The following is an 11,345-nucleotide window of genomic DNA, read 5'->3' as shown; positions in this document are numbered from 1 at the left end:
CCCTTGCCTCTGGCTAACACTTCCCCTTGCCGGGTGTGTAGAGGACTTTCACCTCCCAGTCACCAGCGTGGCCACCACAGCCAAGCTGGTTGCGCTTGCGCGCAACGCGCCATGCCTGGCGCACCAATAAAAAACCCGGCGCTGTGGCCGGGTTTCGATGTGGTCGTGCGCTGGAGGTAAGTTGCGCAGTGTGGGAAAAGTACATCGAATTCCCCACCATGGCAACATATTTATGCCGCATCCTCTGAATTTTCCGCGTGTATCACCTGCCAAACTGGCTCTTGCGCCTGAATATCAACTTCCTCGATTGCCTTTCGCAGGAAATTCCAGATGTCGAGCCAGTCGCGGTCCCAGTGCTTGGGTTCGATGGTGATCCCATACAGCTTGATCATGGCGTCGGACACTCGAGCTGGGCCCCACGCGTCACCGCCGCTCACCTCCACCTTGTAGGACTGCAGGGCGCACGTGATGAGGCAATGAACCTTCACCGCTTTGGCGTCGGTAAGCGCGCCAAAGTCCGTATCCGCCCAAATGAGCTTTTCGGCGTTGAGCATGTGCACGACGGTCATGCACGGGTGGTAGAGATAATGCCCCAGCTGCTGCACCTGGAACGGCAGCGACTCGATTGCCTTCTGCACCTTGCCCATGGTGAGAAGGTGGGCTGCACGATGTGTGGAGCGGCCAATCGGTGCGCGCCGCGTTTCGGCAATGCTGATCTTCTGGCGCACGGCCATGATGCGCTCTTCCTTATCCTCGCCCTGGGCAGCGAAGATGATCTCGCGCAGTGCTGCCTTTTCCTTCCTGACTACGGTTGCGGACTTGGCCCGATCAGCCGCCGCAGCACTGATTGAGGCATTCGATTCGTGCTGCGCATCAGTCCACGCTTGACGTGCGTTGATCAGTTTCATGCTGCCTGCCCCTTCTTGAGTTCTCTGGTCTTTGCCCGGTATTCTGCGGTCATCGCCTTCAGTTGCTCGACGGTGTACTTCTTGGGTTCGTGCGGCCCTTCTAGCCATTCCACGGCATGGATGCCGATCTTCTCGATCAGACCGGGCCGATACCCAAGGAGGTTTCCGGACTTACCCATGTTGCAGTTGCGATTGCACTGAAGGTGTACGTTGAGCGGTTCGAAGCGGAGCTCTGGGCTTGCGGCGGTTGTTCTGTAGTGGCCAGCGCAGTACTGGACGTCCGCTGTGGTGCCGCATGAGATGCATGGCTGCCCTGCGTCACGGGCACGTATCCAGGCGTTGAATGCGTGCTGGGTATCTTTGAGGTGGTCCGCCCTGCTCTTCAGCTTCTCCTTGCGCACCTTGATATCCCGGCGCCCGGCCTGGGCCAGAGACTTTTTCTCCTTGGCCTTCTGCACCTCTACGGTTGCCAGCGCACACTTAGGGCTGCACACCGCCTGACCGAGGCGCTGCGGGACAAAGGAGGCCCTGCATGCTGGGTTCTTGCAGGTCTTGGGCTTGGGTTGTTTGGTGGTCAGCATTGATTGCCCTCCACAAATCTGCACCCCTCGGCCGGAGGGTAGAATTTCCCTTTTGCGTGACGCCCCTTGCACCGGTATCGCAAGACGTGAACCGCCACTCCAAGGGCTTCTGACGCCTGGACTAGAGTTGAGTAGGAAATACCATCGACAATCCAGGCTGCTGCCTGCCTGGTGTACATCCCAGGCTTTCTTTCGACATGCCTCCAGGCCTTGCCGTTACGAATCAGGCCTATCAGTTCCGCGCTAACCCCAAACCGGCCACCAACGATGTTGTGCGGCTCGGATGAATAAAGAATCTCTACCACCTGCTCTTCATTGAGCTTTGCGTTTCCGCATTTCTCGCCTTTGAGTGCAGTCCCATGCACTTTTTTATCACCCGAGTTTTCGAGGCTTGTGCCCCAGCGCAGGTTTTCAGCCCGGCAATCGCTGCGCACGCCGTTGTTGTGGCAGCACTGCATCCCCGCGGGCGCAGGCCCCTTGAAGGACTCAATAACAATTGCATGCACCGTTCGCTGATAGCGCTTTGAGTTCCGATAAAGGCTTACGATTAGATAACCATCAAGCTTTCGCGCAACCGGAGAAAGGACCTTCCCCCCATATTCCCTGGGGCCATAATTGGCACGCATGACCCGTGGGAGCGATCTCACCCGGCCAAGGCTTGATACCTCATAAAGCCCTTCGAATCCGCCGACAGCTTTCCAGATTTCATCAGTCATATCGGCCACCCCAGTGATCTTTCTGCGTCCATCTAACGCCGTGCTCTGCGCCGAACGCCTCAACCCAGCAAATCAACTCGCCGCACTGCTTCACGGTGAGCTTGCTGGTGCGCTCGTAGATGACGTCGAAGCCGTTACCGTCTACCGCAGGGATCATCTGCGGCTGATCGCCCGACTCACGCAGCCAGGCGGCCGTCAGCAGGCGCTTCCAGATCAGGACGTCCCACTTCTTCCCGGCGTGTTCGACCTGGGCGGCGATATCGGCCAGGGCCGCGTGCAGGGCCTTGTTCTGCTCCCCGCTGCGGTCCACTTCGGTGATGGCAAGCTTCTTTGGCTTGGCCAGGTCCAGACCGGCGATGTAGCCCATGGCCTTGTTGCGGTCTGATTCGTTGCGGATCTGGAGGCTGGTCATGGCTTCACCCCCGTCGATTTACTAACCTTCCCCTCAGCCTCAAGCTGGCGCATGGTCGTGCGCAGGGTCTTCAGGTCCCAGTAAAACCGCAGGTACTTCCCGATCAGGTTGACCTTCGCGGACAGAACAAGGCTGATTGCCAGGAGCATTGCCACCACCAACAGCGCGCCACCAACCATCATCACGCCGTAACCGAGCCACAAAGCGATTGAGTCGATAGTCATGACTGCTCTCCCTGGCCCAGGGCGGCGTCGAGTGGGTGAGGAACCCTCAGAGGTTCAACGGGGGTGATGCGCTGGTTTTCCATCGCGAGAGCATTAGCGGCTGCTCGCGTCTTCGGGCATGGCAGCCCGCCGTGGTCGGTATACGCACCGCAAATCACACAGCCGGTGTAGCCAATCACAGGGCTCTTCGCTCGCCCAACAAGAGCCCGCCACTGCTCAGCATCCTTGCGCAGCTCTTCCGCCTCCTGCGTCCAGTCGAGCCAAGCGTCGAGGTCGTAGTCGCCCTTCATGCCGGAGCGCAGCGCCTCAACCTCAGCCTTCAGCTCAGCATTCACCTGCTCGTAGGCTTCGTAGCCGGTGCGTAGGCCGGCTACTTCGGCGTGGATCTTGGCGATCTCTTCGCGCGCCGCATTGAAACCGGCAGCAGCATAAACGGCTTCGCTTTCGAGGCGATTGCTATCGGCAATCAAGGCCAAGACTGCGACCGGATTGGCAGCAGCGATGAACTCAGCATCCGCGCGATGGATAACACCCAAAGGGTCGCTTTCATAACTCCACTCGTAGACCACCACATCCATGCCGGTGTGGGTTCCGTGCTCGTTCCAAATATCCTGAACAATCTCGAAGCCTTGGCTGCCGTCAGCTTCGCCGCACATACTCCAAGGTCCTGCCGTTGCAGCTTCGGCCAGCCGCTTCAGTTCGGTGTTGTCGGTCATGGCTTCACCTTAAGGCCTGCGGCTTCGATGGCTTTTTCACAGTCAGCTGCGTACTGACATTCGTCGAAGTGATCGCCGCCGTAATACGGGCTTGTGTAATCAGGAAGCTCAATCACCAGCGCCTCGCGGGATGCTTGCCATGCAAGCCAGGCTGCATGCAGCTCAAGCCCGTAGTAGCCGCCATTGATCTCGTCGCGAGCCATGCATTCATCTGAAAGGCCGAGCCATGGGCACTGGAAAGCCCACTCTTCAAACTCTTCACGCATCTTGTCGGTCATAGCCGCCGCACTCCCTTCTTAGCCAGCGCCTCACGCTCAGCACAAGGCGTGCAAAGCGTCACCCCCGGGATAGCCACACGACGGCCCTCCGGAATAACCTCTCCGCACTCCACGCACTCTGTGGCGCTTACTCCGGTGTAGCGAGGGATCTGGGAAAGGGACCGATTCAGGGCCTCTTCGATTACTACGTCGGCGTCATCGCAGATGTCGCTCATGTCCGTTGCTCCAATTCCTGGGCTTGCTTGATCAGTAGTGCGCGGCGATCCGCCAATTCGTTGGCCGCTTCAATCCGAATTTCCAGCTTTCGTTCTTCGCTGGCTTTGCGCATTTCCATCATCGAGCTCTTCACCAGCTCCAGCTTCTTGCGCAGTACCGGCGCTGGCTGGGTCACGGTTCCGGTAAGCAGGCCAGCAATGGCACGGCCATCCTCTGTGACTGGAACAACACTCAGGTCTGCCAGGTACTTCTGTGCGTGTTCGCGGGGGATGCGCTTCAGCTCCATCGCCTTGGTTACGGCCTGGATGCGGCGGTTAGCGTCGAAGCCCACAGAAACGTGCCAGTTGACCGGCTTGGCGTCTTCACGCGATTGGCTCACAAACCGCTCATACGCGCTGATGAAGGCCATACGTGCGCCGATCTTGTCGCCAGCGTCGAGGACGGGTTTTGCGGCCGCCAGGGCCAACTGGATTTCGTCGGTCAGCACCACGGTTTCAAATTCGTCATTGGTGGTCATGGCAATGGCCCAGGCTTCATCCTTGCCAGGGCGGCCGTCGGCGGCCTGGACGCGCTGAAGAATCGCGGCAAGGGTCAGTTTTCCAGTCAGTTCTCGACGGCATGACCAAAGCGCGTTGGCGATCACGTCCATCGGGTGTTCGGCCAGATCCTCGGCCATCAGCTTGGCGGCTGGTGCGCTCAGGGTTTGCCCGAGCGTTTCAGCAGTGGCGCAGATCGCCATGCTCAGTTCAGCGGTTTCGGCGAAGGAAAGCATTGGCCTGACCTCCTTCGAGAATGCTGCGACTGGCCTCCTGGGCGGCGCTGATGTTCGCCTGCGTGTTTTCCATCTGGCGGGCGGTGACGGCGTTGACCTGGCGGCCGGTGAGCCATTGGGTGCGGATGCCTTCGGCGCGAGCCACCAGTAGGCCGAACTCATGCGAGGCGCGAATGAAGAATGAGTCGTTGATCGTCACGTAGAACGCGGCGACACCCGGGGCCTCATCAGCCCCCAGCCGTTGAACAAGCTGGGCAACCTGGCCATTGACCTTCGCGTTACGCACAGGCTCTACGCCATACCGCTCAAGGTAGGCGATGGTGTAAGAGTCCCAGGTGTTGGTATTTGCAATCTGCGCTTCGGTCTTTTTCTTTGGCTTGGGCTTCAGAACTTTGATGTTCGACGGCGCCGGAGCCTCGGCGACCGGCAAGGTTTTTGAATCCGGGTTCAGGACATCAGGAATCAGTGAATCAGGAATCAGAAGATCAGAATCAGAAGAGAGGGAATCAGCCCGAGTCGTACCGATAATTTCGGAACGTGTACCGAGAAAATCGGAAGTGATACAACCTTCTGAAATAGAAGGGATTTCTGAGTCCTTCTCGTTCTTGTGAGGATTCTGGTGCTTGGTGAAGTTCACGACTTCGATGTAGGCCTTCCCACTCGCCGTGTAGCGAACGATAAAACCTTTGTGAGCCAACCAGTGCAGCATGGCGTCGACGTCAGCTTCTCGGTAAGGGAAGATTTCAGCCTTGATGCGCAGTGGACGGTCTTCCAGGCGACCCTCTTTGTCGGCCAGCAGCCAGAGCCCCTGGAACAGAAGCGTGCACAACGGATGGCCTACGCCGAGTATCTCATTGGTGAACAGTGCCGGTTTGATATTGCGAGCCCTAGCCATTGGAGACGGCCTCCATCTCATTGCGGAATTCGGTCCAGTTTCGAACCTCTTTGGTGAACTCAATCAGTTCTTCTACGTCCAGCCCGGCAGCCACAGCACCCTCCATTAACTTCATGACCTGGGCTTCGTTCACGTACACGCGGCGACGGAGAATTCCGCGCGCATAGAGAAGGCGCTGCTTGGCTTCAGGTAGGCGCTTCGTCGCGCAGATATTGGGAATGGAGTTAAAGAACACGCCTACCGAATCAGGTGTAACTCCTGCGTCTAGCTTCTTTTCTGCGATCTCTGCGGCATCTAGCAGCTCCTCAATGGAGTACTTCTTGAGCCACTTACGGATCAAGGACTTGCCATGGTCATTGATGGTGTTGCCTGGGATGTAATCCTCTATACGGATTGCCACCTCATCTACGATGTCGTCGTCGAGGCCCTTTAGCGAGTCGCGCCAGGCGAGCATCATTTCAAGCTGGTCGCGGCGCTCAGCAAGCTCTTCAAGCTGCTTGCGCTGCATCTCAATAGAGGTCTTGTCGGTGAGAAGGCGATCGCTCTTGCCAAGGTTGCAAGAAACGCATGAAGTGATCAGGTTGATGATTTCGTTTTCGCCGCCCTTGCTGACAGGGTTGATGTGGTCAACATGCAGAACGACGTCGGGAGCCTTTGAGCCGCAGTACTGGCAGGTAAAGGAATCTCGCTTGAAGACCTCGAAGCGCTGTTTTTTTCCGATAGCGATACGCTTCTTCGGGTCAGGCTGATCAAGGTGCGACACGTTTGAAGAACCATCAAATTGTGTCGCGACATTGGCCGGGGTATTGATCGTTTGGTTGGATTGGTGCATGATTCGCTCCAGTTGTTTATTGCTGTTGAAAAAGCCACCCTTGCCCGGTGGCTTTTTTGTGTCTGGAATTTGGTGTGCTAATTCGGTTCTTTTGTGGGCCCTTTTTGGCCCAGTGATTTCGGCGGTGCGTTAATTGAACTCAGAGAAGCTTTTGGCCTAAGCGCCATGGTCAAACCACCCATGGCGATTCCCTCAATCACAATCTCGTTTACTGCCCTGTCGAGGCTCCACCCGTTCTGTTGAGCGAGTTCCTCGATTCTCTTTCTTGTGCCTGGGCTCAGGCCTTCGTAGTCGAGCACTTGACCCTCCTTTGGCCCATCAGGCCGCGTTAGACTCAGTCCTGTCCTTGGCAAGTGCTTCAATGCCTCCGTTCTCGACTGCCCATTCAATGAGCATGAAAAGAACAGTTCCGTGCTGCTTCTCCGCTCGCACAGCGGCCCTTGCAGTTATTCGGTCCAGGGTGTTGTTGAGGCTTACCTTGCGGCGCTTATCTCGGCGGTGATCGTTTGGTTGGTCGTATGCCATTGGTGAGGCTCCTTGGTTGGTCGGAAGGGTTAGGCGGCTGTTTTTTTGGGATGAGCTTCGGCGAGCAGCCAAGCGGTCTCGAATGGCTTGCCATTGGCGGCAGCCAGTTCTGCGATTTTCTTGGCGTATTGGGTTTCGCCGGTGTACTCGGTGCGCGGCAGCGCGTCGGCAACAAGCCACTTGTAGATAGCGCGCGGGGTCTTCCCGCAGGCCAGAGCCACGGACGGAACACCACCAGCATCATCAATCGATTTCTTAAGCGGCCGCATATGGCCTCCGAGTCAAATATGAACTTGCAGTACATATTATGTCGGAACTGAAAGTACATGCAAGGGCATGCGATATTGAACCTATGGTTCAAATCGAAGATATACGCGCCGCGTTTGCCTCACGCCTCAAGAAATCAGTAGCCGCTAAAGGTATTGATCAATGGGGCGCGGGCGCTCGTCTGGCTGAAATTGCCAAGGTCACGCCGAAGGCTGCGAGCAAATGGCTGAACGGTGAATCTATCCCTGGTCCCGCAAAGATGCAGGCGATCGCATCGTTTCTCGGGGTGAGGATCGAGTGGTTGCAGCATGCTTCCGGCGAAGGCCCTGATGCGCCGGCGGATGCTGCCGTAATGGATCAGGAATCCACTGCAGCTAACAAAATCCGCGCAATGCTGGCCGGCAAGAATCTTGGCGAGGACAAACTCAAGAAACTCTTAGCGATAGCGGAGGATGACGACGTTGAGGCTGCTGGTGGTGTGCTTGTGCATGACGCCTACAGGCCTGGGAAGGTCGGCGACGAGGTTTGGATTGCTCACTACGACGTGCGCGGAGCTCTGGGCGGCGGCGAAATCGCTCATGACTTCCCGGAGATGCTCCAGGACGTGCGCGTCAGCCCCTCCCAGCTCCGAGCCATGGGCGTCGAGTTCAAAGAGCACTTCCATCTGAAGATGATCACCGGCTGGGGGCAGTCCATGACGCCAACCATCAAGCATGGCGATCCGCTACTGGTCGATGTCAGCATCAAAGAGTTCGTTGGCGATGGAATCTACTTCTTCTCGTACCAAGGCTTTCAGTACATCAAGCGTCTGCAAATGAAGGGTAAGGACAAATTCAAGATGCTGTCGGACAATCGGAAGCACAAGGCCGAGGACATCTTTCTTGATGAAACGTACATCCAGGCGCGTGTGCTGCTCGTCTGGAATGCCAATCTGGTATAGCCCATGCCCCTCACCAAGCCCAACAAACAGCTGTGCAACGAGCTCAATTACCTTGGGCTGGGCCTCGAGCAAGCCGCGGGCGGCATAATCAACATCACTAAGGACTGCCGAGATGTCGATGCGACAGCTGCCCTTATGCTGATTGCGAAACTCTACAAGCATGCGGATCGGGCGGCGGCGCTTGCGGATGCGGTGAAGGCGTGAAGGTTGTGCGACCTACCTAGCCAGAATGGCATTGCGCACTTGAGCGAGAATTTATGCGTAATCATGGCTTGTGGATATGGGAAGAAGACGAGTGCCTAGCCCTTCGCAGAGCGATTGCCGCTTATAACGCAAGCAGGCAAAAGGCGGATCGTCTAGCTCGGAGCGCCATAGCGAGCGAGATAGGGGTATCCACTTCGACCATTAATAATTATTTTCTAGGTACTAAGGCTCTAGACATTGAGGTTGCTCAAGCGGTTCTTAAGCTTACCGGCATTCCTGTGGAGCGGTTCAGTCAGAGGCTCGCAGAAGATCTGAGGTTAAAGCATGACCCTAACCAAACCTAATCAAGACCTAAAGCGCGACCTCCAGGGCATCGCCTCGGACCTCAAGTGGTCCGCTGTCGAACTGATGCGAATCGCTGAGCGATTGAGCCTGGCCGGAAATGAGGCAGACGCCCAGGCCGTGCTGAAGATCTGCCGAGTGATGCAGTCCGCCGAGGACAAGCTCGCCGGGTATGCGGATGAGGTGCGGGATGGCCGGATCGTGCGGGAACGGGCTGAGTAGGTAGCGCGGCGGGAATTGTAAGCTGCATTAATAAGGGTGAGGAGTAGTACCAGGATGGTTTCTAAGAATCTCATACCTTATGAAGAGGCTATGAAGGGCATCAATACTCAGAAACGATGGTTTGGCGGGGACCGAATTGATTGGGTCATGACCAGCGTTCATAAGTGGCCATCGACGCACAAGTATCGTGCAACGCTCATGGTAGGCGAGCGAACCCTGGAGGGTCTTTTCGTCCAGCTTGAGTATAAGGCTGGCAAGGTTGATGGCGTACCCGAGCACCTTTACTTCGGGTTCTTTGTGAAAAGCAGCCGCTCATTCGCCGTCGACGAAGGTGGCTTCACTCGCCATCGAAACAAGGTCGGAAAAGGTCTCGCCTACTACCAGCAAACCATAGGCCATCCACACATGCACATCCCAGTGCTTGAGGCGTCCTATGGGTACGCTGAGCCCATTCCCAGAGAATCCGCTGAACAGCTATGGCAGCTGTTTCTGATGCGTGCCAATATCACAGGCGCACCAAAACTGAATTTACCTGATGAGATAGGCCATGACGGCCAATTGAGGCTGATATGAACTGCGCAGACCTTGGAAGCGCACTCGCTCTAACCTGTATCCCGGTAAGCGAAAGCGTTATTTACATGGAAAGCCATGTCTCCGTCCCGTACGACGGCAACTTGATCGGTGCCTACGTCCAAGACATAGGTCGCGGCAGGGTCCGAATCTCGGATAACGCAGACACCCTTTTCCACGCGATGACTGTCGGCATCCAGCCAACGGCCGCGCGCGGCAGAAAGCTGGCAGCGATAGCTATGGAAAATCATGTCCAGCTTTCTGATGATGGTGAGATTTTCGTTGCCTGCGATCAAGCCGAGGCACCGTTTTATCTAACGCAGATAATCGATGCTGCCACCGCTATAAGCCACCATTGCGGGCAATGGGAAGCGAGTGGAGAGTCCAGATTCGAGAGCCTTATCTCCGCCGCCTTGAGAAAGACCTTCCCTGGCAAGGTGAAGCGTAATTACTCAATTACAGGAGCCAGCGGGCACCAGCTGAAATTTCCGTTTGCCATTGACGTCGACAAGGCTGAGATTCAAGTGGTGCAAACTATCAGCGCGGTAGGCGGCACTCCTTACTGGCCCTCTGTGTACCAGGCGCTTGGAAAAATGATCGACATCAAGAATGCGATACCTGGCATTCGTCGGACGGTGATTTTTGAGGAAGCGGCTGCGAATGAAATTGCCAAGGCCTCTGCCGCTCTAGCTGAATGCGCATCCGTTCTGATCTACACCTCGCCAGCGCAGTTAACTTCGGCGCTCCGCGCTGCTTGAAATGTAGCTGTATTCAATAGCCCGGCCCAGCGCCGGGCTTCTTGTATCTGCCCTTCCCTGCCTGACAATGGTGGCTGTGCGCCACGAATGTTAGAGTGCTAGCTCAATTACGGGAGGGATGCCATGCGATTCGTAATAGCCGCCACAGTTCTCGCCATAGCAGCGACTAGCGCCTCAGCTTCGGAGCAGATCGACTGCGAGGTTTACGACAAAATCGCAAAGGCTGCCATGGAGATTAGGCAGAAAGGTATTGCGATGGCTGATGCAATCAAGCCGATGAGCAAGAAAAAATCAGATCCGCAAGAGGAGGCGGTGAGAGTTGCGATGCTTACGGTGTTCAAGGAGGCTTACCGATCCCCTAGATTCGATACACCAAAATATCAGATGGACGCAGTTAGCGACTTCCGAAGCAAAATTTACTCCACCTGTTTAGATATTTAGCGCCCAACCAGAAACTCCAAGCCCGCCAAACGCGGGCTTTTTCATGCCCGCCAGAAAGGCGCTGCCTCTTCTTCCTGCTCAAACTCAATCTCGCCCCTGCCCTCCGCCTCGACTTCCTGCTGCTCCCATCTCACCGTCACGCTGCCGTCGTCATTGAGTGTCAGCTCAAGCTCGTCGGTATCAGCGATAACACTCAGCACCTCCTCCCACTCCCGGTCCCCATCCGTATCCAGGCGATGGATCGTCACCCAGCGGCGCTCTTGCGCAACTGGGTGATTGATCATCTCCGAAACGCGCAACCCCAAGCGTGCTACGCCGCTCATTACTTCTCTCGCTGCCGCCACTGCCTGTTTCTTCGCCATGACATTCCCCCCCAATAAATACTGTACATGCATACAGTGCGGATTCCACGCCATCCGGACACTCAGCCCACCAACATCCGGACACTCGTTCCACGCTCATCCGGACAGGCAGTCGGAGCGCAGCGACGCAGGTTTGCATTGTTAGTCTGAAGCCCCTACCGCCG

The 11,345-nt window shown here is 56.5% G+C and carries 22 protein-coding genes; 7 read left to right on the top strand and 15 right to left on the bottom strand.

The features are described 5' to 3' along the window. Positions 1 to 230: 230 nt before the first annotated feature. The 14 genes from BLL38_RS28880 to BLL38_RS28815 all read right to left on the bottom strand — a co-directional run bounded on the left by BLL38_RS28880 (position 231) and on the right by BLL38_RS28815 (position 7,344). Entirely contained in the window at positions 231 to 908 is a 678-nt protein-coding gene (locus BLL38_RS28880; protein ID WP_038440804.1) for a hypothetical protein, read from the bottom strand. Next, positions 905 to 1,489 carry a recombination protein NinG gene (locus BLL38_RS28875; RefSeq protein ID WP_076965263.1) on the bottom strand — a complete coding sequence of 195 codons (585 nt, stop codon included), beginning with the start codon at positions 1,487 to 1,489 and terminating at the stop codon, positions 905 to 907. Before BLL38_RS28875 ends, BLL38_RS28880 begins: the two co-directional genes overlap by 4 nt. After that, on the bottom strand, positions 1,483 to 2,205 hold the full coding sequence (locus BLL38_RS28870) for an NUMOD4 motif-containing HNH endonuclease (protein WP_130898280.1): 723 nt from the start codon (positions 2,203 to 2,205) through the stop codon (positions 1,483 to 1,485). The genes BLL38_RS28875 and BLL38_RS28870 overlap by 7 nt, the downstream gene beginning before the upstream one ends. Beyond that, positions 2,198 to 2,617 carry a recombination protein NinB gene (locus BLL38_RS28865; RefSeq protein ID WP_076965261.1) on the bottom strand — a complete coding sequence of 140 codons (420 nt, stop codon included), beginning with the start codon at positions 2,615 to 2,617 and terminating at the stop codon, positions 2,198 to 2,200. Before BLL38_RS28865 ends, BLL38_RS28870 begins: the two co-directional genes overlap by 8 nt. Beyond that, positions 2,614 to 2,841 carry a hypothetical protein gene (locus BLL38_RS28860; protein ID WP_076965260.1) on the bottom strand — a complete coding sequence of 76 codons (228 nt, stop codon included), beginning with the start codon at positions 2,839 to 2,841 and terminating at the stop codon, positions 2,614 to 2,616. Before BLL38_RS28860 ends, BLL38_RS28865 begins: the two co-directional genes overlap by 4 nt. Then, on the bottom strand, positions 2,838 to 3,557 hold the full coding sequence (locus BLL38_RS28855) for an ead/Ea22-like family protein (protein ID WP_076965259.1): 720 nt from the start codon (positions 3,555 to 3,557) through the stop codon (positions 2,838 to 2,840). The genes BLL38_RS28860 and BLL38_RS28855 overlap by 4 nt, the downstream gene beginning before the upstream one ends. Beyond that, on the bottom strand, positions 3,554 to 3,835 hold the full coding sequence (locus BLL38_RS28850; protein WP_076965258.1) for a phiTE_015 family protein: 282 nt from the start codon (positions 3,833 to 3,835) through the stop codon (positions 3,554 to 3,556). Before BLL38_RS28850 ends, BLL38_RS28855 begins: the two co-directional genes overlap by 4 nt. After that, positions 3,832 to 4,050 (bottom strand): TraR/DksA C4-type zinc finger protein, encoded by a 219-nt coding sequence (locus tag BLL38_RS28845; protein WP_076965257.1) that lies wholly within the window; start codon positions 4,048 to 4,050, stop codon positions 3,832 to 3,834. Before BLL38_RS28845 ends, BLL38_RS28850 begins: the two co-directional genes overlap by 4 nt. Then, positions 4,047 to 4,823 carry a hypothetical protein gene (locus BLL38_RS28840; protein WP_076965256.1) on the bottom strand — a complete coding sequence of 259 codons (777 nt, stop codon included), beginning with the start codon at positions 4,821 to 4,823 and terminating at the stop codon, positions 4,047 to 4,049. Before BLL38_RS28840 ends, BLL38_RS28845 begins: the two co-directional genes overlap by 4 nt. Next, positions 4,798 to 5,718: a hypothetical protein gene (locus tag BLL38_RS31590; protein ID WP_076965255.1), complete on the bottom strand. Its 921-nt coding sequence runs from the start codon at positions 5,716 to 5,718 to the stop codon at positions 4,798 to 4,800. Before BLL38_RS31590 ends, BLL38_RS28840 begins: the two co-directional genes overlap by 26 nt. After that, the gene (locus tag BLL38_RS28830) at positions 5,711 to 6,550 is read right to left on the bottom strand and encodes an HNH endonuclease (protein WP_083743135.1); all 840 of its coding nucleotides are present in this window, start codon (positions 6,548 to 6,550) and stop codon (positions 5,711 to 5,713) included. Before BLL38_RS28830 ends, BLL38_RS31590 begins: the two co-directional genes overlap by 8 nt. Positions 6,551 to 6,627: 77 nt before the next feature. Continuing rightward, positions 6,628 to 6,849 (bottom strand): hypothetical protein, encoded by a 222-nt coding sequence (locus BLL38_RS28825; RefSeq protein WP_076965254.1) that lies wholly within the window; start codon positions 6,847 to 6,849, stop codon positions 6,628 to 6,630. Between the two features lie 19 nt (positions 6,850 to 6,868). Continuing rightward, positions 6,869 to 7,075, bottom strand: coding sequence for a hypothetical protein (locus tag BLL38_RS28820; protein WP_076965253.1), 207 nt, complete (start codon positions 7,073 to 7,075; stop codon positions 6,869 to 6,871). A gap of 29 nt (positions 7,076 to 7,104) precedes the next feature. Beyond that, positions 7,105 to 7,344 carry a helix-turn-helix domain-containing protein gene (locus BLL38_RS28815; RefSeq protein ID WP_076965252.1) on the bottom strand — a complete coding sequence of 80 codons (240 nt, stop codon included), beginning with the start codon at positions 7,342 to 7,344 and terminating at the stop codon, positions 7,105 to 7,107. Between the two features lie 83 nt (positions 7,345 to 7,427). Between BLL38_RS28815 and BLL38_RS28810 the strand changes: the two genes are divergently transcribed. From BLL38_RS28810 to BLL38_RS28780, 7 genes are all read left to right on the top strand, one after another. After that, a complete protein-coding gene (locus tag BLL38_RS28810) occupies positions 7,428 to 8,282 on the top strand; it encodes an XRE family transcriptional regulator (RefSeq protein WP_076965251.1) in 855 nt (284 codons plus the stop codon). 3 nt (positions 8,283 to 8,285) lie between these two features. Then, a complete protein-coding gene (locus BLL38_RS28805) occupies positions 8,286 to 8,486 on the top strand; it encodes a hypothetical protein (RefSeq protein WP_076965250.1) in 201 nt (66 codons plus the stop codon). Positions 8,487 to 8,539: 53 nt separating this feature from the next. Beyond that, positions 8,540 to 8,830, top strand: a complete 291-nt coding sequence (locus BLL38_RS32080; protein ID WP_034135940.1) for a helix-turn-helix domain-containing protein — start codon at positions 8,540 to 8,542, stop codon at positions 8,828 to 8,830. Then, positions 8,811 to 9,050: a hypothetical protein gene (locus BLL38_RS28795; protein ID WP_034135941.1), complete on the top strand. Its 240-nt coding sequence runs from the start codon at positions 8,811 to 8,813 to the stop codon at positions 9,048 to 9,050. Before BLL38_RS32080 ends, BLL38_RS28795 begins: the two co-directional genes overlap by 20 nt. A 54-nt stretch (positions 9,051 to 9,104) precedes the next feature. Then, on the top strand, positions 9,105 to 9,623 hold the full coding sequence (locus BLL38_RS28790) for a hypothetical protein (RefSeq protein WP_076965249.1): 519 nt from the start codon (positions 9,105 to 9,107) through the stop codon (positions 9,621 to 9,623). A 65-nt stretch (positions 9,624 to 9,688) separates the two neighbouring features. Next, positions 9,689 to 10,378 (top strand): DUF1828 domain-containing protein, encoded by a 690-nt coding sequence (locus BLL38_RS28785; RefSeq protein WP_158497575.1) that lies wholly within the window; start codon positions 9,689 to 9,691, stop codon positions 10,376 to 10,378. 123 nt (positions 10,379 to 10,501) lie between these two features. Beyond that, positions 10,502 to 10,819 (top strand): hypothetical protein, encoded by a 318-nt coding sequence (locus tag BLL38_RS28780; protein WP_076965248.1) that lies wholly within the window; start codon positions 10,502 to 10,504, stop codon positions 10,817 to 10,819. Between the two features lie 41 nt (positions 10,820 to 10,860). Here the strand turns inward: BLL38_RS28780 and BLL38_RS28775 are convergent, their stop codons facing one another. Next, entirely contained in the window at positions 10,861 to 11,181 is a 321-nt protein-coding gene (locus BLL38_RS28775; protein ID WP_076965264.1) for a DUF1654 domain-containing protein, read from the bottom strand. Positions 11,182 to 11,345 lie beyond the last annotated feature (164 nt).

Origin of the sequence: Pseudomonas gessardii, assembly GCF_001983165.1 — a bacterium.
Taxonomy (GTDB): Bacteria; Pseudomonadota; Gammaproteobacteria; order Pseudomonadales; family Pseudomonadaceae; genus Aquipseudomonas; species Aquipseudomonas gessardii.
This window is presented reverse-complemented; position numbering and strand designations above follow the sequence as displayed.

Bases quoted from the DNA above. Each gene is read 5' to 3' on its own strand.
- BLL38_RS28880 (WP_038440804.1), bottom strand. From the start codon at position 908: ATGAAACTGATCAACGCACGTCAAGCGTGGACTGATGCGCAGCACGAA.
- BLL38_RS28875 (WP_076965263.1), bottom strand. From the start codon at position 1,489: ATGCTGACCACCAAACAACCCAAGCCCAAGACCTGCAAGAACCCAGCA.
- BLL38_RS28870 (WP_130898280.1), bottom strand. From the start codon at position 2,205: ATGACTGATGAAATCTGGAAAGCTGTCGGCGGATTCGAAGGGCTTTAT.
- BLL38_RS28865 (WP_076965261.1), bottom strand. From the start codon at position 2,617: ATGACCAGCCTCCAGATCCGCAACGAATCAGACCGCAACAAGGCCATG.
- BLL38_RS28860 (WP_076965260.1), bottom strand. From the start codon at position 2,841: ATGACTATCGACTCAATCGCTTTGTGGCTCGGTTACGGCGTGATGATG.
- BLL38_RS28855 (WP_076965259.1), bottom strand. From the start codon at position 3,557: ATGACCGACAACACCGAACTGAAGCGGCTGGCCGAAGCTGCAACGGCA.
- BLL38_RS28850 (WP_076965258.1), bottom strand. From the start codon at position 3,835: ATGACCGACAAGATGCGTGAAGAGTTTGAAGAGTGGGCTTTCCAGTGC.
- BLL38_RS28845 (WP_076965257.1), bottom strand. From the start codon at position 4,050: ATGAGCGACATCTGCGATGACGCCGACGTAGTAATCGAAGAGGCCCTG.
- BLL38_RS28840 (WP_076965256.1), bottom strand. From the start codon at position 4,823: ATGCTTTCCTTCGCCGAAACCGCTGAACTGAGCATGGCGATCTGCGCC.
- BLL38_RS31590 (WP_076965255.1), bottom strand. From the start codon at position 5,718: ATGGCTAGGGCTCGCAATATCAAACCGGCACTGTTCACCAATGAGATA.
- BLL38_RS28830 (WP_083743135.1), bottom strand. From the start codon at position 6,550: ATGCACCAATCCAACCAAACGATCAATACCCCGGCCAATGTCGCGACA.
- BLL38_RS28820 (WP_076965253.1), bottom strand. From the start codon at position 7,075: ATGGCATACGACCAACCAAACGATCACCGCCGAGATAAGCGCCGCAAG.
- BLL38_RS28815 (WP_076965252.1), bottom strand. From the start codon at position 7,344: ATGCGGCCGCTTAAGAAATCGATTGATGATGCTGGTGGTGTTCCGTCC.
- BLL38_RS28810 (WP_076965251.1), top strand. From the start codon at position 7,428: ATGGTTCAAATCGAAGATATACGCGCCGCGTTTGCCTCACGCCTCAAG.
- BLL38_RS28805 (WP_076965250.1), top strand. From the start codon at position 8,286: ATGCCCCTCACCAAGCCCAACAAACAGCTGTGCAACGAGCTCAATTAC.
- BLL38_RS32080 (WP_034135940.1), top strand. From the start codon at position 8,540: ATGCGTAATCATGGCTTGTGGATATGGGAAGAAGACGAGTGCCTAGCC.
- BLL38_RS28795 (WP_034135941.1), top strand. From the start codon at position 8,811: ATGACCCTAACCAAACCTAATCAAGACCTAAAGCGCGACCTCCAGGGC.
- BLL38_RS28790 (WP_076965249.1), top strand. From the start codon at position 9,105: ATGGTTTCTAAGAATCTCATACCTTATGAAGAGGCTATGAAGGGCATC.
- BLL38_RS28785 (WP_158497575.1), top strand. From the start codon at position 9,689: ATGGAAAGCCATGTCTCCGTCCCGTACGACGGCAACTTGATCGGTGCC.
- BLL38_RS28780 (WP_076965248.1), top strand. From the start codon at position 10,502: ATGCGATTCGTAATAGCCGCCACAGTTCTCGCCATAGCAGCGACTAGC.
- BLL38_RS28775 (WP_076965264.1), bottom strand. From the start codon at position 11,181: ATGGCGAAGAAACAGGCAGTGGCGGCAGCGAGAGAAGTAATGAGCGGC.